The sequence below is a fragment of the Streptomyces sp. NPDC033177 genome (genome assembly GCF_055577715.1).
In genome coordinates, this window is the sequence record NZ_JBVIPS010000009.1 from 482,559 (window position 1) to 500,711 (window position 18,153).

An 18,153-nucleotide genomic window follows, 5' to 3' on the forward strand; every position below is an offset into this window, starting at 1 on the left:
GCCCCCGGGCCCGTACCCCCCACACAAAGAGTCGCGCGTGCGCGGCCGCAGATCAGGAGCATCAGTGCAGGGCACCCCCCACATAGCCAGCACACCGCACGACGGGCGATTGCCGTCCGTGTCGCCGTACCCGCCGGACGACGCCGTCCCGGCCGCACGGCGTCCCCCGGCAGCCGCCCCGCAACTCCCGGTGTTCATCGACCGATCCGGCTGGCGCAGACGGACCCTGCAAGGCCTCGGGCTGCTCGTGGGCTGCGCCTGCGTCGGCTATCTGCTGTTCGCGGGCACGCTGATCAGCGGCCTCTGGCAGCCCGTCGGCACGCACCCGCCCAGCACGGACGCACCGGCATCCTCCGGCGCGGACACCGCCGCGGGCACCTCAGGGGGCTCCTCCGCGGGCTCCTCCGCGGGCTCCTCCAGATCCGACCCGTCGGCCGGAGGCCCGAAGCAGTGAGCCGGGGCGCTGCTGATGTCCGCCGCCCGCCGCGCGGTCACTGGCTCGTGCTCCTGCTCGTCCTCCTGGTGGTCGCCGTCGCCCTCCTCTTCGAGGGCTGGACGACACACCAGGTCGACGCCGCACGCACCAAACCGCCGTGCACCCGGCCGATCCCGCGCGCGGCGGACGACGGGAAACCACTGCTGCGGTTCGGCCCGCGCGGGGTCACCACCGAGGCCATGCCACCGGGGACCGTCGCGCTCACCTTCGACGGCGGGCCCGACCCGGTGTGGACGCCGCGCCTGCTCGCCCTGCTGCGCGAACACCGCGCGCCGGCGACCTTCTTCGTCCACGGCAAGGACGCGGCCCGGCACCCCGAACTGATGCGGCGGATCCTGCGCGAGGGCCACGAGGTCGGTTCGTACACCTACACCGGGGGCGACTTCGGTGTCGCCTCGCCGCTGCGCGCCCGCCTCGAACTGTCCCTCACCCAGACCGCCCTCGCGGGCGCGGCGGGCGTCAACACCACCCTGCTGCGGCTGCCGCACACCACGGCAGCGGACACCCTCTGCGGCCCCCAGTGGCCGGCCGCGAAGCGCGCGGCCGAACAGGGGTACCTGGTGGTCGCGTCGGACCGCAAGGACCGCAAGCCCTGGAAAGGGGTGGTGACGCAGCACAGCCAGACCGACCTCGGCTACCGCGAGGCCGAGGAGTTGCTGCGGGACCGCCGGGTGAAGTCGTTCACCACCGTCAGCGCCGGCCTCGGCCGGCCCTCTTTCAGCGAAGGGGTCCCGGTCGCCGAGGAGATCGAGGGTCAGGGTCTCATCTGGTCGCAGCGGCTCGGCAAAGCCTTCCTCACCGTGATGGTGTGGACGCTGACCCTCGCGGGCGTACTCGGCGTCCTGCGGATGCTCCTGTTCGCGCTGTTCGCCCGGCTGCACGTGCGCAGGCTGCACCGGTTCCGGCCCGGCGCGCCACGGCTGCGCGAGGTGCGGGACCCGGTGACGGTCCTGGTGCCCGCGTACAACGAGGAGGCCGGCATCGCCTCCACCGTGTACTCGCTGCTCGCCTCCACCCACCCGCACTTCCAGGTCATCGTGATCGACGACGGCTCCACCGACGCCACCGCCGACATCGCCGAGGAGATCGACGACCCCCGGGTGACGGTGATCCGGCAGCCCAACGGCGGCAAGCCGGGCGCCCTCAACACCGGCCTCGCGCATGCCCGGCACGACATCGTCGTGATGGTCGACGCGGACACCATCTTCGAACCCGAGGCGCTGGCCCGGCTCGTCCAGCCGCTCGCCCACCCCGCGGTCGGCGCGGTCAGCGGCAACACCAAGGTCGGCAACAGGCGCCGTCTGCTCGGCAAATGGCAGCACCTGGAGTACGTGCTCGGCTTCAACCTCGACCGGCGGATGTTCGAGGTCCTGGAGTGCATGCCGACGGTGCCGGGGGCGATCGGGGCGTACCGCAGGGACGCGCTGATGGGCGTCGGCGGTGTCAGCGACGAGACCCTGGCCGAGGACACCGACCTGACGATGGCGCTCTGGCGGGCCGGCTGGCGCGTCGTCTACGAGCAGTCGGCTGTCGCCTGGACCGAAGTCCCCAGCAGCGTCCGGCAGTTGTGGCGCCAGCGCTACCGCTGGTGCTACGGCACCCTCCAGGCGATGTGGAAGCACCGGCACGCCGCGGTGGAGGTCGGCCCCGCCGGACGCTTCGGACGCCGGGTCATGCTCTACGTCACGCTCTTCCAGATCGTGCTGCCGCTGTGCGCGCCGGTGGTGGACATGTTCGCCCTGTTCGGGGCGCTGTTCCGCGATCCCGTGGAGGCGGCCCTCGTCTGGTTCGGCTTCCTCGCCGTGCAGTTGGTGACCGCCGCGTACGCCTTGCGCCTCGACCGCGAACGGTTGCGCGTCCTGTGGGTGCTGCCCCTCCAGCAGTTCGTGTACCGGCAGTTGATGTACCTGGTGGTCATCCACTCCGTCACCACGGCGCTGCTCGGCACCCGCCTGAAGTGGCACAGCATGAAGCGGACCGGCACCGCCGACCCGTACCTGGTGGAAGCGCCGCCTGAAGAGGCGCGGCCGAGTCTGCAAGGGAGTGGACGATGACAGACCCCCTCCGTTTCGCCGAGCGCCCCAGCTCGCACTACGGCCCCCGGCGCGCCCACGCCCGGCAGCCGAAGAAGCGCAGGAGACTGCGGCGGGCGGTGCTCGTCCTGCTGACCGGCGCGCTCGTCGCCGCGGGCGGCACGTACGGCTGGGCCGAGACGAGCCTCCAGCGCGAGGTCGACCTCGGCAAGTACGGGAACCGCCCGGCACCCGGCGCGGGCACCAACTACCTCATCGTGGGCTCCGACAGCCGCGACGGGCTCTCGGAGGACGCCGTGCAGGATCTGCGTGCCGGCGGGGGCGGCGGGCGGCGCACCGACTCGATGATGCTGCTGCACACCGGCGCCAACGGATCCAGCATGGTCAGCCTGCCGCGCGACTCCTGGGTCACCGTGCCGGGCCGTCTCGACACGCTGACCGGCAAGACGAAGCGGCCTGAGGGGGACAAGCTGAACGCCGCTTTCGCCTACGGCGGCCCCGAGCTCCTGGTGCACACCGTCGAGCGCAACACCGGCCTGCGCATCGACCACTACGCGGAGATCGGCTTCGCCGGGTTCGTGAACATCGTCGACGCCATCGGCGGTGTCCGCATGTGCCTGGACCGCGACATCAAGGACAAGAAGTCGGGCGCCGACCTGCGCAAGGGCTGCCACACCCTGGACGGCAAACGGGCCCTGGCCTTCGTCCGGCAACGTCACCAGGAGAGGGAGGGCGACCTGGGCCGGTCGAAGAACCAGCAGAAGTTCCTGTCCACCCTCGCCCACCAGGCCGCCCGTCCCGGCACCCTCTTCGACCCGACGGAGATCGGTCCCGCGATGCGGGCCGGGCTGGACACGCTCATCGTCGACAAGGACATGAGCCTGCGGGACCTCAGCGAGATGTTCCGCGCCGTGCAGAGCGTCTCGGGCGGCAAGGGCACCCGGCTCAACGTGCCCGTGTCCGGCTTCGGCGTCCCGACCTCCAAGGGCAACGTACTGAAGTGGGACGCGGAGAAATCGGCCAGGCTCTTCGCTGCCCTGAGGCAGGACCGCCCGCTGAAATGACGCACACCACTCCAACACTCATCGAAACTCACACCATCTCGGGCTGCGGGTCCGGCGGCCGGAGCACCGGTGCGGGCTTCGGTTCCCACGCCCCGGTGGTCCGTACGTAGCCGTAGATCACCGAGAGCATCGACAGGATGACGAGAGGGCCGAACACCCACGGGTGGGCGGCCATCTCCATCGGCAGCCAGCGGTACGCCACCAGGAGCGCGGCGAAGACGGCCGTGCCGTAGGCGATCAGCTGGACGCCCGACCGGTGCCAGCCGCGGTCGTACGTGCGCAGCCCCGCCTCGACGGTGAGCGCGAACACCACACCGGCGACGAGATCCACGCCGTAGTGGTAACCGAAGCCCAGCGTCGCGCTGAGCGTGCAGACCAGCCAGAACGTTCCCGCGTACCGCAGCAGGCGCGGACCCTTGCGGGAGTGGATGAAAATCGCGGTGGCCCACGCCGTGTGCAGGCTCGGCATGCAGTTGCGCGGGGTGATCCCGTCGTACGTCACCGGGTGCGGGAGGCTGACCGGCGGCAAGGTGTGCGGCCACAGGTCGGCCACGGCCCACTGCACGCCGCCGGTGCCGGAGGTGCCGGGACCGTAGGCGAAGATCGGCCCGACCACCGGGAAGATCATGTAGAAGGCGGGCCCCAGGAGGCCGATCAGCAGGAAGGTGCGTACGAGGTGGTGGCGCGGAAAGGCGCGCTCGGCCGCCACGTTGCGCAGTTGGTAGAGCGCGACGGCGACCGCCGCCACCGCGAGCTGGGCGTAGACCAGGTCGAGCACATAGGTGCTGACCGGCCCGGAGGCCTCAAGCAGCCGTCCCGCCAGCCACGACGGATTGCCGAGCGCGTGATCGGCCATCGCCACATAGGGGTCGAGCACGGCCGGGCGGGTCTTCGACGTGATGAGCAGCCAGGTGTCACCGGTCTTACGCCCGGCCACGAGCAGGAGCCCGAGCCCGACGCCCTTGAGCAGCAGAATCCGCTCCTCACCGGTGCGGCGCGTGAGCGCGAAGACCGCGCAGCCCAGCATCGCCCACAACGCCCCGTTGCCGAAGAACTGCCCCTCGGGCACATCGGCGTCCACCGCCCACCGCACCGCCACGAAGACGACATCGACGCCGACCGCGAACCCAGCGGCGATGAACCGCTGCCGCCAGCTGAGCACCACCATCATCAAGGCGAGCCCGCCGTACAACGGCCCCGGCTTGGGCGGAAAGATAACCTCGCGCACCTGATTGGTGACCGGCCCCGGCACACCGCCGTAACGACGCGCGACGATCTCCAGGACGACGAGAAACCCCAGGGCCACCGCGGCCGCGGTGGCCCAGAGGATGGTTCTGCGGCTTATTCGCGGAAATGACCGCGTCGATATAGGTATCAATTGTCTGGCCGATGTGGTCGATGCTGTGGTGGTCGATCCTGTGGTGGTCGATGTGGAGGAGCGGATCGAGGGCGCTGGTCGCGAGGCCGATCATGCCATTGGGCGGACGGCCGCCTACAACCAGTCCCGCCGCTTGAAGATGAAGTACAGGCTGACGCAGACCATGGCCATCAGGCCGATCGCGAAGGGGTAGCCGAATGCCCAGTGCAGTTCGGGCATCTCGTCGAAGTTCATGCCGTAGATCGTTCCGACGAGGGTCGGGGCGAAGAGGATGGCGGCCCACGAGGAGATCTTCTTGAAGACGTCGTCCGCACTTCGCTGACCTGCGGAAAATGGCCGCTACCCACTTTGGCCTGAGGCGAAGAGCATTTCCCGGACTTTCGCCGTGCCTCCCATCTGCGCGGTCGGTTCTCCCCAGGCGCTCCCCAACGGGGCTTCGTTCTCCCCAGACTCTCCCCGGCGGTTTCGGTGGGGAGGGCTGAAGGCTTGCTCGGACAAGGCTGGGCCGTTACTCACAGTGCCGAGCCGAAGGCGCAGCGCCGGGTCCGGGTTCCGTCCACCCCTCGCACGTCTCTCACTCTGAGGTGGTACGCCGACGGTTGCGACGTGATCAGATCCGGGGGATCTTCAATGAGTGTGTCAGGAACTACGCGACCGCCCTTCGCGCCGTCCGCCTCGTCATCGGACCACGCGTATGGGACCACCAATTGAGCTGACGAGCCGTCATAAGATGCTGCCACCAGCGCCCAGGTGCGCGGGAGATGCCATGCGGGCCTGTTGATCCTCGAGATCACCGACGACGGCCACGGCGGGGCCGTCCCGGAGGCGGGCAGCGGCGGGACCGGGTTTCGCGGACCGGGTCGCGGTGCTCGACGGCCGGATGCACTGTCGAGCCGGTCGGCGGTCCCATCCTGCTGCATGTGGAGCTTCCGTGTCGTTTCGCCTGATCGTGGCCAAGGAGGCCGTTCTGTTGCGCGAACGCCCGGTCGGGCTGTAGCCATCTTCAACGAGCTGGACCTGCCCGTGGGCGCCGCGGGCCACCGGCGGGTCCTCGTGGGTCTGGCCTTTCTGCGGGCATGACAGCCGCGGGGCCAGGGGCTACGTCTTGCGGCTCAGTCGAGAACGCTGCCGTTGCCGGGGCGGTCGCCGCGGGTGCGGCGGTTGTCCAGGAGGACGAACGTGCGGTGCAGCCAGCGGTCCTGGCCGTCGTAGCGCGGGGTGAAGGCCGAACGCCCGTGAATGGTCAGGCGGTTGTCGACGAACACCATCTCCCCCGAGCGCAGCGGAACCGACGTCGAGGCTTCGATGAACGCCTCCCGCAGCCGCTCAAGGGCCTCCGCGGCCTCCGCGTCGACGGCGGCGGTGGCATGGAAGTCCACCTTGACGTTGGGGTCTTCAGGGTCTCCCGTGAGCACCGCGTGGGCGACGCCCGAGTCCCCCGACTGGAACGACGGCGGCGGCACGGTGGTGAAGCGTTCCTGGTGCAGCACCTCCCGGGTCGCGGGGGCGAGCAGCCGCAGCGCGCGTCTGATCGACGAGGTGAGGGTGCCTGCCGCGTTGTCAGGGTCGCCGCGCAAGCACAGCAGGCCCACGAAGTCGGGGCGGTGCGGGTGGAAGGCGTTCTCGACGTGCAGCTCCAGGGGTGTGGAGCCGGCGTTGCTCTGCGACGTCTCACGGCCCGGGACCGGCACCACGTTCTGTACGAGGGCGCCCGACTTCTCGTTGCGGTAGGCGGCGATCTCGCCCAGCTCCGCCGCGATCAGTACGGCGATGGCGGCCGGGAGTGTGGCCTCCCGCTCAACCGACTCCGGAACCGTGGGTGTCGGGGGCAGCACCTCCGGGTCCACCGGCAGGTTGCGCAGCACGAGGGTGCCGTCCTCGCCGGGGTCGTGCCGGTAGGCCCGTACGGTCTGGCGCAGCCTCGGCGGCAGGTGGGCGGAGAGTTCGCGGGCCGCGGCCACCCACTTGGCGTCGTCGATCAACCCCGGTGCGGTGGCGGCCAACTGGCGTGCCACAGCATCGAACTCACGGCGCTCGGGGTCGGTCAGGGTCAGCGAGTGCGGGGCATCGGCTTCGGGCCGGATCGTCCCCGGGGCGGGGGTCGCGATGGACATGCGTCTCCTTCGGGCCTGTGCTTGCGGATTGCGTCGCCGTACGGGGCCTCGGTGGCCGTTCGGGTGGGCGGGAGCGGGAGGTCAGCTGGACATGGCTACGAGCACCCGGCGGCTGCCGGTGAACGAGCGGCGGCCGTGGGCGACCAGCATGTTGTCGATCAGCAGCAGGTCACCGGCGTGCCAGTCGACGTCGACGGCGGCAGCCAGGCCGCGGTCACGGACCTGCAGCACGTACGCGTCGGGGATGGGGCTGCCGTCGGCGAAGCAGACGGACTGCGGCAGTTCGTCGGCGGGCAGCACCCGGGCCAGCGCGGCCGCGTCCTCGCCGAGCGCCGCCGGGTGCCACTGATCGGACTGGTTGAACCACACCTCCTCGCCGGTCACCGGGTGGCACAGGGTGGCCGGGCGGTCCTGGGTGACGCGGAGGGCGTCGCCCGGGAGCCACTTCCAGTCCGAGGCGGTCGTGGAGAGGAACTCCTCGACGACGTCGCGCTCCTCCGTCTCGAAGGTCTCCTGCCAGCTCTTGCCGAGGCCGCGGCCACCGTGCAGGTTCTGCGTGTAGCGCACCCCGTCGCTGAACGCGTCACGCACCTCGTCGTCCAGTGACGCGAGCCACAGCGCGCCGTTCACCACGGGGGTGGCACCACCTGTTTCCGGTGCGGTGTGGCAGAAGAACAGCAGCCGGGACGGCCAACGGTGCGCGTACGAAAGCTCGTTGTGCATCGAGATGACGAATTCCGGCGGATATTCCGTCGACGTGTAGACGTTCCGTCCGACCTTGGTGCGCGGGGAATTCCCGTGTACGTAGGCCGCGCGATCGGGCAGCAAGCGGTCCATCACGGTGTCGAGTTCGTCGGGGTCGACACCGAAGCCCCGGAAGACCAACGCCCGTTCTGCCGTGAGCAGTTCGGCGAGGTCGGGCAGGGCGTCAAGATGTGCGGCGAGTCCTTCGGCGCCCGGTTTCGCGCCCACGCTCGACGGGGTGATCTCCAGTGGTTTCCAGTTCCGGTGGTCCGTCATCCCGGCCTTCCCTTCTGCGCCCGTGCCGAGGCGTGTGAATGCGATTCGCCGGACAGCTTGCGGAGCGTTTCTATACCGGCTCTACATGCCGGGGCCGCTCGATATAGAAGCCCTATAGCGCCGGTTCACAGACTCCCGAACACCGATACGAGCAGACACGACACGTTCGAAACCAACCGATCAGGGAGCGACATGGCCGAGCAGAACACCGACGCGCAGACCTACCTCGTCGTCCTCAACGACGAGGAGCAGTACTCCATCTGGTGGGCCGAGCGGGAACTCCCGGCGGGCTGGCGCGCCGATGGCACCCGCGGCACCAAGGAGGAGTGCCTCGCGCACATCGGCGAGATCTGGACCGACATGCGGCCGCTCAGCCTGCGCCGCCGGATGGCGGAGGCGGCGGGCTGACCGCCGAGGCCCGTGCGGATCCGGAGGCCCGGGGTTGAGCGGAGGCGCCCGCCCCGCACCCGGGCTTCGTGCCGTCGCCGACACGGCTCACCCCCTCCCGGCGCCGCACGGCTCACCCCCGTCACTGGCACGGCTCGCCCACTCGCTCGCCGCCGAGCACCCGCTCCGTCCCTGCCCCAGCAGCCCCACCGGCCCGGGCTTCTTCCGCCCCCCCCACGTCCGGCCCGCACCTCACTCCGCCCACCCACCGCACACGACCCCACGGGGAGCACTTGTGGCACGTCAGTCGCCCCTCCACCTTCTCTTCTCGGACCTGGCAGCCCAGGCCCCGGACCGGACCGCCCTCGTCGACGGCGGTGGCGGGCGCGGGATCGGATACGCGGAACTCGACGCGGACGCCAATCGGCTGGCGCACCTGTTGCGCGCGTCCGGTGTGGGCCGGGGATCGCTCGTCGCCGTGCACCTGCCGCTCTCCGCGGACCTGCCGACGGCACTGCTTGCGGTCTGGCGGGCGGGTGCGGTGGTCCTGCCGCTGTCGGCCGACAGGCCGGGGGAGGGGCTGCGGGCGGTGCGCCGGTACGCCGAGCCGACGGCCGTCCTGACCGATGGCCACGCGGCGGCCGTCCTGCGCTCCGAAGCCGGACCGGCTCAGGTGATCGACCTCGACGCCGAGCGCGACACCCTGCGCTCCCAGGCCGCCACTGCGCCCGAAGTCACTGTCGAAGGCGGCGACCTGGCCTGGGTGATCCAATTGGCCGACAGCGGAGAGCACCTGACGGCCAGTCATGCGGCCCTGGCGCACCACGTCCGCTGGACCACCCGGCGCTTCGGTGTGTCCGACGCGGACCGCGTGCTGTGCACGCCCACCGGCCTTCCCGCCTATTGGCCGTTGTTCACCGCCCTCACCGCCGGTGCGAGCGTGGTGACGGCCACGGAGAAGGCCCCCCTCGCCGACACCGTCGCCGCCCACGGTGTCACCGTCATGCCGGTCACCGCCTCCGGCCTCAACACCGTTGCCGCAGAGGGTGAGTGGGCCGCTTGCGATTCTCTGCGTCTCGTCCTCGCCGCAGGAAGCCCCGCTGACCCCGCCGCCACCGCCGTCGTCACCGCGGCCGGTGCCCAGGCCTGGCAGGTTTACGGCGCCGACGGCGGCGCCCTCGCCGTCACCGCGCGCCCCGTGGAAGGCGGGGCCGACGACGCCACGGCCGCCGTATCCCTCGGGCGTCCGATCGACAAGGTGCGGGTGCTCGTGCTCGACGCGTACGGAGACCCGGTGCCTCCCGGCGTTCCGGGCGAGCTGCATGTAGTTGGTCCTACGGTGGCGCGCGGGATCCTCGGCGACCCGCATGCCACGGCCGAGCGGCTGCGACCCGCCCCCCTCGGGGCGCCGGGCTCACGCATGTACCGGACGGGCGACGAGGTCCGCTGGCGCGCGGACGGCGCCCTGGAACTCCTCGGCCGGGTCTCCGAGGGGGCAGAAGCACCTGCTGTCTCCGCCGCCGAACTTCCCGGGCGGCCGGCCCATGTGGCCCCCGTGACCCCCGTCGAACACACCGTCTGCCGGACGTGGGCGGAGCTGCTCGGTACCGCCGACGTCGGCCTCGACGACAACTTCTTCCAGCTCGGCGGACACTCCCTCGTCCTCACCCAGCTCGCCGAAATGCTGCACCGGGCCACCGGTCGGCAGGTGGTGCTCGCCGACCTCTTCGCCGCAGTCACGGTCCGCGAGCAGGCTGCGCTGCTCGACTCCGCGGCCACCGCCGAGCCCGGCGTCACTCCCGTGTCCCGCGACGGGGAACTCCCGCTGTCCTTCGGCCAGCGTCGGCTGTGGTTCATGAACACGATGCACCCCAAGAGCCCGGAGTGGACGGCTCCCCTCTTCATCCGGCTCTCCCCGGACACCTCCGCCGACACCGTCCGCCGCGCCCTCGACGTCCTCGGCGAGCGGCACGAGGCGCTGCGCACCCGTTACGCCTCCCGCGACGGCGAACCCGTACAGATCGTCGAGCCGTACACGCCGATCGAGCTGCGTGTCGTCGACGGCGAGCGCGACGACCTCCTTCCCGCCTACACCGAGCAGTTCGAGGCAGGATTCGACCTGGAGGGCGGTCAGGTCTGGCGGGCACTGCTCGGCCGGGCCCCCGGCGAGGACCAGCTGCTCCTTGTCACCATCCACCACATCGCCTGCGACGGCTGGTCCTCGGCCGTCCTTGAGGACGAGTTCCGCACCCTGTGCCGCGCCCTGGGCGCCGGTGAGCACCCCGAGCTGCCCGAACTCCCGGTTCAGTACGCGGACTTCGCGGCCTGGCAACAGCAGTGGCGCACCACCGAGCTGCTCGCCGACGACCTGGACTTCTGGCGCCGCACGCTCGACGGTATGGTCCCGCTCGAACTTCCCACCGACCACCCGCGCCCCCCGGAGCGCGACCCGCACGGTTCCGCCGTCACCTTCAGCATCCCGCGGCCCCTCGTCGACGCCACGACCGCACTCGGCCGCCGCCACGAGGCCACGCCGTTCATGACGCTCCTGACCGCCTTCGGTACCCTGCTCGCCCGGCACACCGGGCAGTGGGACGTCGCAGTCGGCGCCCCTGTCGCCGGCCGCACCCGGCCCGAGCTGCGCCCCATGGTTGGCTTCTTCCTCAACTCCCTGGTCCTGCGCTGTCCCTTGGACGCCGGGCAGTCCTTCCAGGATGCCCTCGGCCGGGTGCGCGGTGCCTGCCTAGACGCGTTCGCCCACCAGGATGTGCCGTTCGAGCACCTCGTCGAGGAACTGCGCCCCGAACGCGACCTCTCCCGCACTCCGCTCTACCAGGTCGCCTTCAACATGCACGACGAGCAGCTCACCGGCGGCATGCCCGACCGCACCGACCTCGACTACCTGCGCGGCGCCCGCCAGGTCTCCAAGACCGATCTCACCCTGTACGTACGGCGCGAGGCCGACGGAACCTGGACCGGCGCCCTCGAATACGCCACCGCTCTGTTCGAGCACGCCACCATCGAGCGCTTCGCGGACCATTTCGTACGCCTGCTGGCCTCCGTGACTGCCGCCCCCGCCACCCCGCTCGCCGAGGCGGACATCCTGCCCGACAACGAGCGCGCCCAGCTCCTGGAGAAGTGGAACGCCACCGCCGAGGAGTTCCCCGCCGGCACGGTCCTCGACCGGATCGAGGCCATGGCCACCGCCCGCCCCGACGCCCCGGCCGTCCTGGCCGGTGAGGCACGGCTGACGTACGGCGAACTCGACGCGTACGCCAACCGCATCGCCCACCATCTCGCCGCGCGCGGCGCAGGACCGCAGACCGTCGTCGGCGTCTGCCTCGACCGCGGGCCCGACCTGATTGCCGCCCTCCTCGCCGTATGGAAGGCGGGCGCCGCCTACGTCCCGCTCGACGCGACCAACCCGGCCGAGCGGCTGCGCCACGTCCTCACCGACAGCGGGGCGGCGCTGCTGCTCACCGACTCCGCCCTCGCGCCCGCCGCCGACGGCTTCACGGGCACCCGTGTCCTCCTGGACCACGAGCGCGCGGCGGTCGCGGCACACCCCGCCGACGCCCCGCCGCGGTGCGGCGACCCGGACGCCCTCGCCTACGTCATCTACACCTCCGGCTCGACGGGCACTCCCAAGGGCGTGATGGTCACCCACGGCGGCCTGGCCAACCACCTCGGCTGGGCGGCACGGGAGCTGACGTCCAGCGCCGACGGCGGAGCGCCCCTGTTCTCCTCCATCGCCTTCGACCTGCCCGCCACGAACGTGTACGTGCCGCTGATGACCGGCGGCCCCGTGCACGTCCTGCCGGCCGACCTGGACCTCGCGGGGCTGGGCGGGGCCCTGGCCGCCGCCGGACCGTTCGACTTCGTCAAGCTCACCCCCGGCCACCTGGACCTGCTCGCCCACCAGCTCGACGCCGAACAGACGGCCCGTCTCGCGAAGACCGTGCTGGTCGCGGGCGAGGCGCTGTCCGCACGGACCGCCAACCACTGGCTGACCGCCCTCGACGGTCACCGGCTCATCAACGAGTACGGCCCCACCGAGGCGTCGATCGGCTCCACCGCCCATCCGGTCACCGAGTCCTACGACCGCCCGGTCCCGCTCGGCGGCCCCCTGCCCAACACGACCGCCCACATCCTCGACCCCGCAGGGCACCCCCTCCCCGTCGGCGTGGCGGGCGAACTGCACGTCGGCGGGCACGGCGTGGCCCGCGGCTATCTGGCCCGCCCGGCACTGACCGCGGAACGCTTCGTGCCTGATCCGTTCGGCCCCGCGGGATCCCGCCTCTACCGCACCGGCGACCTGGCCCGCCGCCTGGCCGACGGCAGCATCGAATTCCTCGGCCGCATCGACGACCAGGTCAAGCTCCGCGGCTACCGGATCGAACTCGGCGAGATCCGCGCCGCGTTGACGGAGCAGCCGGGCGTCCTCGACGCCGCCGTCGTGCTACGCACCGACGACGCGGGCGAGAAGTCCCTGGCCGCCTACCTCGTCCCGGACGGCCCCGCCGACCCAGACCTGACGACCGCACGCGCGGGGCTCGCGGCCGTGCTCCCCGAGTACATGCTGCCCACCGCCTACGCCGTCGTCCCCGCGATCCCGCTGACCTCCAACGGCAAGGTTGACCACCGGGCCCTGCCCGTCCTCGACCTGGCCACGGGTGCCTACCGGGCGCCGTCCACGCCGACCGAGGAACGCATCGCCGAGATCTGGGGCGAGATCCTCGGCCTGGAGCGGATCGGCGTACACGACGACTTCTTCGGACTGGGCGGACACTCCATCCTCGCCATCCGGATGACCTCCCGCCTCCAGGACGCCTTCGACGTCGACCTGACCATCCGGGCGGTCTTCGAGCAGCCCACCGTCGGTGGACTCGCCCAGGCGATCGAGGAGCGGATCCGGGCCGAGATCGACCAGCTGGCCGAACGCGAACTCGCCTGACCGCGCGAGTAGTTGAAGTACCACCAGTACCGCCCGATGACCCGGGCCCATTGAAAGACCCGTTGAGGAGCGGAAAGACCATGAGCATCGGTGACGCGCCGTCCACGAACGACCGGGAAGCTGCACTGCGGGAGGAGCTGCTGCGGAGCAGGCTGGCCGGTCGGCGGGGCGGACGCCGGGCCCCGATCCCGCGGGTCCCGCGGGATCGGGAGCTGCCGCTGTCATTCGGGCAGCAGCAGCTGTGGTTCCTTCACCGCATGGACCCCGCGAGCACCGAGTACGCCGTACCGCTCGCGATGCGACTGCGCGGCGCCCTCGACCCCGAGGCGCTGCGGGCCGCGCTGACCCGGATCGTCGAGCGGCACGAGATCCTGCGCACCCGCTACTCGCTGGCCGGGCGGGAACCGGTCCAGGTCGTCGACGAACCCGGCGCCGTCGAGCTGCCCGTCACCGACCTCTCGGACGCTGGTGCCGCCGAGGCCCGTGCCCGCGCCGAGGCCGACGCCGCCCGCCCCTTCGACCTGGAAGGGGAGTGGCCGATCCGGGCCCGCCTCTACCGGCTCGATGACGAAGAGCACCTGTTCGTCGTCACCTTCCACCACATCGCCTGCGACGCCTGGTCGATGGGCGTCTTCGCCCAGGAGCTCGGCGCCTTCTACACCGCGTACCGCACCGGCAGGCCCCACACCGCAGAGCCGCTGACCGTGCAGTACGCGGACTACGCGGCCTGGCAGCGCGCCGAACTCACCGGAGCCTCCCTGGAAGGCCATCTGGCCTACTGGCGACAGCAGTTGGCCGATCTGCCGGTCCTCGAACTGCCCACCGACCGGCCCCGCCCCGCACGCCGGGACCCACACGGCGACGCCGTCGCCTTCAGCGTCCCCGCCGACCTGGCCCGGCGTGTCAGTGAGGTGGCCCGCGCCCACGGCGTCACACGCTTCACCGTCCTGCTCACCGCCTACCAGCTCATGCTGGCCCGCCACAGCGGCACCACCGACATCCCGGTCGGCGTGACCGTCTCCGGCCGAAGCCGCCCCGAGCTGCAGCAGCTCATCGGGTACGGCATCAACGTGCTGGTGGCCCGCGCGCATTGGCACGGCGACCCCACGTTCGCCGGGCTGCTCGCCGCCGGCCGCACCACGGTCCTCGACGCCTTCGACCACCAGGCCGTGCCGTTCGCCACCCTCGTGGACGAACTCCAGCCCGAGCGTGACCTGTCCCGTACCCCGCTCTACCAGGCGGACTTCATCCTGCGCGAGCGACAGGCCCCCGACCTCGCGCTGCCCGGCCTGACGGTGACGCCCGAAACGGGCCACCGCATCGCCAAGACCGACCTCACCCTCGACGTCGCCGACGCCAAGGACGGGCCGCTCGACGCCCACCTGCTGTTCGCCACCGCCCTGTTCGACCGCACGACCGCCGACCGCATGGCAGGCCACTACCTCCGCCTCCTCGACGGCCTCACCGCCGCACCCGAGGCCCGGGTCTCCACCGTCGAGATGCTCTCCGACGACGAACGCGACCTGGTCATCGGCGCGTGGGCGGCGGGCGAGAGCATCGACCGAGGCAACGCGGGCACCGTGGACCTGTTCACCCGGCAGGCCGCCGCCACCCCCGATGCGGTGGCGGTGAGGGCGGGCGACAGCGAGCTGACCTACCGCCAAGTCGACGAGCGGGCCAATCAGGTGGCCCACTACCTGCTGGAGAACGGCGTCGGCCCCGACACCCTCGTCGGCGTCTGCCTGGACCGCGACGTCCACCTCGTGCCCGCCCTCCTCGGCATCTGGAAAGCCTCCGCGGCCTATCTCCCCCTCGACCCGAGCGTCCCCAGCGAGCGCCTGGGCTACATGCTCACCGACACCCGCGCCGAACTCGTCCTCACCACCGGCGCCCACCTGCCCACCCTGTCCGCCGTCCACCACGGCACCCTCACCGTCCTCGACCAGGACGCCTGGCTCATCGACGATCAGCCCACCACACCGCCCGCCACCTCCCCCGACCCGTGCCAGCTGGCGTACGTCATCTACACATCGGGCTCCACCGGCCGCCCCAAGGGCGTGATGATCCACCACAGCGGCCTGGCCAACTACCTCTCCTGGACCACCGGCTCGTACGCCGCCCAGGGCACCGGCGGCGCCCCGCTGTTCTCCTCCATCTCCTTCGACCTCGGCATCCCCGACCTCTTCACCCCCCTCATCACCGGCCAGCCGGTCACCCTGCTGCCCACCGACCTCGACACCGCAGCCCTCGGCAGCACGCTCGCCGCCCACGCCCCCTTCAGCTTCATCAAGCTCACCCCCGGCCACCTCGACCTGCTCACCCACCAGCTCACTCCCGCCCAGGCCAGGGATCTCGCCGGACTCGTCATCGCCGCCGGAGACAGCTTCACCACCGACCTGGTCGCCCGCTGGCGTGCCCTCGCCGGGCCACAGGGCACCCGGCTCGCCACCGAGTACGGCCCGACGGAAATCACCATCGGCAACTCCGGCCAGCTGATCGACACGCTCCCGGACGGCGAACTGATCCCGCTCGGCGATCCCATCCCCAACTCCGCGATGTACGTCCTCACCGACGACCTCAGGCCCGCCCCCACCGGCGTCGCTGGCGAGGTCTACATCGCGGGCGACGGCCTTGCCCGCGGCTACCTCGGCCGCCCCGACCTGACCGCCGAGAAGTTCCTCCCCGACCCGATCGGCCCGGCAGGATCCCGCCTCTACCGCACCGGGGACCTGGGCCGCCGCCTGTCCGACGGCTCCCTCGACTTCCTCGGCCGTATCGACAACCAGGTCAAGCTGCGCGGCTACCGCATCGAGCTGGGCGAGATCGAGGCCGGCCTGCGTCAGCACCCGACCGTCTCGGAGGCGATCGCCGCCGTACGGCGCACGACACACGGCGTGGAGCGCCTGGTCGCCTACGTCGTCACGGCCGACGGCGCTGCCCCCGACCAGCCCGCCCTGCGCGCCCACCTGTCGGCGGCCCTGCCCGACTACATGGTGCCCACGGTCTACGTCCCCATCGACGCCGTTCCCCTGACGCGCAACGGCAAGGTCGACCACCGCGCGCTCGCCGCCCTCGACCAAGTCTCCCCCACCGAAATCCGTGGCACGGCACCGCGCTCACCGGCCGAGGAACGCCTCGCCCGCGTCTGGGCCGACGTCCTCGGCCTGGACGAACTCGGCGTCGAGGACAGCTTCTTCGTACTCGGCGGCGACTCCATCGCGGCCGTACGCCTCGTGGGCGCCCTGCGCGAGGCGGGCGAAGACGTCACCGTCCGCGATATCTTCGAACACCGCACGGTCGCCGACCTCGCCGCCTTCCTGGACGGCCAGGAGACGGGGGGCTCGGGCTCACTGGTGTCACGGGTGGCGCCGTTCGCGCTGCTCGGCGAGGAAGACCGGGCCCTGCTGCCGACGGACGTGGTGGACGCGTACCCGCTGTCACAGATCCAGACCGGCATGCTCGTCGAGATGCTGGCCGCAGGCCCCGACACGAAGGACGTCTACCACAACGTCAACTCCTTCCGCGTCCCCGACGGGCAGCCCTTCTCACCGGAGGCCTTCCGGACCGCAGTGGACACGGTCGTCGCCCGCCATGACGTCCTGCGCACGTCGATGCACCTGTCCGGCCACTCCCTGCCGCTGCAACTCGTCCATGCCGAGGCTCGTATCGGCGTAGAGATCCACGACGTACGGACCGACGGCACCCCGGAGCGGGAACAGGCCGTCGCCACCTATGTACGGAGTGAACGCGACCGCCACTTCGACCTGACCACCGCCCCGCTGCTGCGGCTCGGTGTGCACATCGAATCCGACAACGGCTGGTGCCTGACGCTCAGCCACTGCCATGCGGTGACCGAGGGCTGGACCCTCAACACGCTGCTGGTGGAGCTGCTGGACTGCTATCGCCACCTGCGGGACAGCGGGGAGGCGCCGGAGTACGAGGCGCCTTCCGTCCGGTACGCGGACTTCGTCGCGGCCGAGTTGGCGTCGGTGGCGAGCGAGGTCGACCGGACCTTCTGGCGGGCGGTGACGGATGCGCATGCGCCGGTGCGGCTGCCGGAGGTGTGGGGCGACCCGGCGGGGAGCGGCGCGCAGCGGGTCGGCCTGCAGGTCCCGTTCGCGGATCTGGAAGTGGCTCTGCGGGAGCTGGCGGGGAAGGCCGCGACTTCGCTGAAGAGCGTGCTCTTGGCGGCGCACCTGAAGGTGCTGTCGTCCCTCATGACGGAGGACGCCTTTCACGCGGGTGTCGTCTTCCACGGCCGTCTGGAGGCGCCGGGATCAGACCGGGTGTTGGGCATGCACCTCAACACCCTGCCGTTCCCCTCGACCCGCCCCTCCGGCACCTGGCTGGAGATGGTCGAGCGGGTCCACGCCCAGGAGTCGGACATCTGGGCCCACCGCCGATACCCGCTTCCCGAGATTCAGCGCGACTGCGGCATTGGTGAGCGGCTTGTCTCCGTGCTCTTCGAGCACCAGGACTTCCGTCCGTCCGGTGCGCAGACGTACGGCAGCGGCGCGTCCTGGGACATCGGCGGCAACGAGTTCCCGCTGAACGTGGTGGCTGCTGACGGGGCTGTTCAGCTGGGCTCCACGACGGATGTGATCAGCGGGGGGAATCTGCGGCGGCTTGGGTCGATGTACCGGTCGGTGCTTGAGGCGATGGCGGCGGACCCGGAGGGGGACGCCGGGGTCGTGTGCTTGCCCGAGG

9 protein-coding genes and 1 pseudogene are annotated in these 18,153 nt (G+C 71.3%); 6 read left to right on the forward strand and 4 right to left on the reverse strand.

Annotated elements, in window-relative coordinates; all coding sequences use genetic code 11:
* Positions 1-64 precede the first annotated feature (64 nt).
* From ACZ5U5_RS30630 to ACZ5U5_RS30640, 3 genes are read left to right on the forward strand one after another with little or no spacing between them, the layout of a single operon-like run.
* Complete coding sequence (locus ACZ5U5_RS30630; protein WP_469028006.1) at positions 65-454, forward strand: hypothetical protein; 390 nt, start codon at positions 65-67, stop codon at positions 452-454.
* On the forward strand, positions 451-2,550 hold the full coding sequence (locus tag ACZ5U5_RS30635; protein ID WP_469028008.1) for a bifunctional polysaccharide deacetylase/glycosyltransferase family 2 protein: 2,100 nt from the start codon (positions 451-453) through the stop codon (positions 2,548-2,550). The genes ACZ5U5_RS30630 and ACZ5U5_RS30635 overlap by 4 nt, the downstream gene beginning before the upstream one ends.
* The gene (locus ACZ5U5_RS30640) at positions 2,547-3,593 is read left to right on the forward strand and encodes an LCP family protein (protein WP_469028011.1); all 1,047 of its coding nucleotides are present in this window, start codon (positions 2,547-2,549) and stop codon (positions 3,591-3,593) included. Before ACZ5U5_RS30635 ends, ACZ5U5_RS30640 begins: the two co-directional genes overlap by 4 nt.
* A gap of 28 nt (positions 3,594-3,621) precedes the next feature.
* Here the strand turns inward: ACZ5U5_RS30640 and ACZ5U5_RS30645 are convergent, their stop codons facing one another.
* From ACZ5U5_RS30645 to ACZ5U5_RS30660, 4 genes and pseudogenes are all read right to left on the reverse strand, one after another.
* Positions 3,622-4,923 carry a phosphatase PAP2 family protein gene (locus ACZ5U5_RS30645; RefSeq protein ID WP_469028067.1) on the reverse strand — a complete coding sequence of 434 codons (1,302 nt, stop codon included), beginning with the start codon at positions 4,921-4,923 and terminating at the stop codon, positions 3,622-3,624.
* A gap of 162 nt (positions 4,924-5,085) precedes the next feature.
* Positions 5,086-5,280 (reverse strand): annotated as a pseudogene (locus ACZ5U5_RS30650) (CorA family divalent cation transporter); the annotation flags it as partial.
* An 803-nt stretch (positions 5,281-6,083) separates the two neighbouring features.
* Positions 6,084-7,085, reverse strand: a complete 1,002-nt coding sequence (locus ACZ5U5_RS30655) for a TauD/TfdA family dioxygenase (RefSeq protein ID WP_469028013.1) — start codon at positions 7,083-7,085, stop codon at positions 6,084-6,086.
* An 81-nt stretch (positions 7,086-7,166) separates the two neighbouring features.
* The gene (locus ACZ5U5_RS30660; protein WP_469028015.1) at positions 7,167-8,105 is read right to left on the reverse strand and encodes a TauD/TfdA family dioxygenase; all 939 of its coding nucleotides are present in this window, start codon (positions 8,103-8,105) and stop codon (positions 7,167-7,169) included.
* A 192-nt stretch (positions 8,106-8,297) separates the two neighbouring features.
* Here ACZ5U5_RS30660 and ACZ5U5_RS30665 point away from each other — a divergent pair, with 192 nt between their 5' ends.
* The 3 genes from ACZ5U5_RS30665 to ACZ5U5_RS30675 all read left to right on the forward strand — a co-directional run.
* Positions 8,298-8,513 (forward strand): MbtH family protein, encoded by a 216-nt coding sequence (locus ACZ5U5_RS30665; RefSeq protein ID WP_469028018.1) that lies wholly within the window; start codon positions 8,298-8,300, stop codon positions 8,511-8,513.
* A gap of 274 nt (positions 8,514-8,787) precedes the next feature.
* Positions 8,788-13,446: an amino acid adenylation domain-containing protein gene (locus ACZ5U5_RS30670; protein WP_469028020.1), complete on the forward strand. Its 4,659-nt coding sequence runs from the start codon at positions 8,788-8,790 to the stop codon at positions 13,444-13,446.
* Between the two features lie 80 nt (positions 13,447-13,526).
* Positions 13,527-18,153, forward strand: a 4,627-nt coding sequence (locus tag ACZ5U5_RS30675) for an amino acid adenylation domain-containing protein (protein WP_469028023.1), incomplete at its 3' end; no start/stop codon positions are given.

Coding starts and splice junctions, on each gene's coding strand:
- ACZ5U5_RS30640 (WP_469028011.1), top strand. CDS start 2,547: ATGACAGACCCCCTCCGTTTCGCCGAGCGCCCCAGCTCGCACTACGGC.
- ACZ5U5_RS30655 (WP_469028013.1), bottom strand. CDS start 7,085: ATGTCCATCGCGACCCCCGCCCCGGGGACGATCCGGCCCGAAGCCGAT.
- ACZ5U5_RS30660 (WP_469028015.1), bottom strand. CDS start 8,105: ATGACGGACCACCGGAACTGGAAACCACTGGAGATCACCCCGTCGAGC.
- ACZ5U5_RS30665 (WP_469028018.1), top strand. CDS start 8,298: ATGGCCGAGCAGAACACCGACGCGCAGACCTACCTCGTCGTCCTCAAC.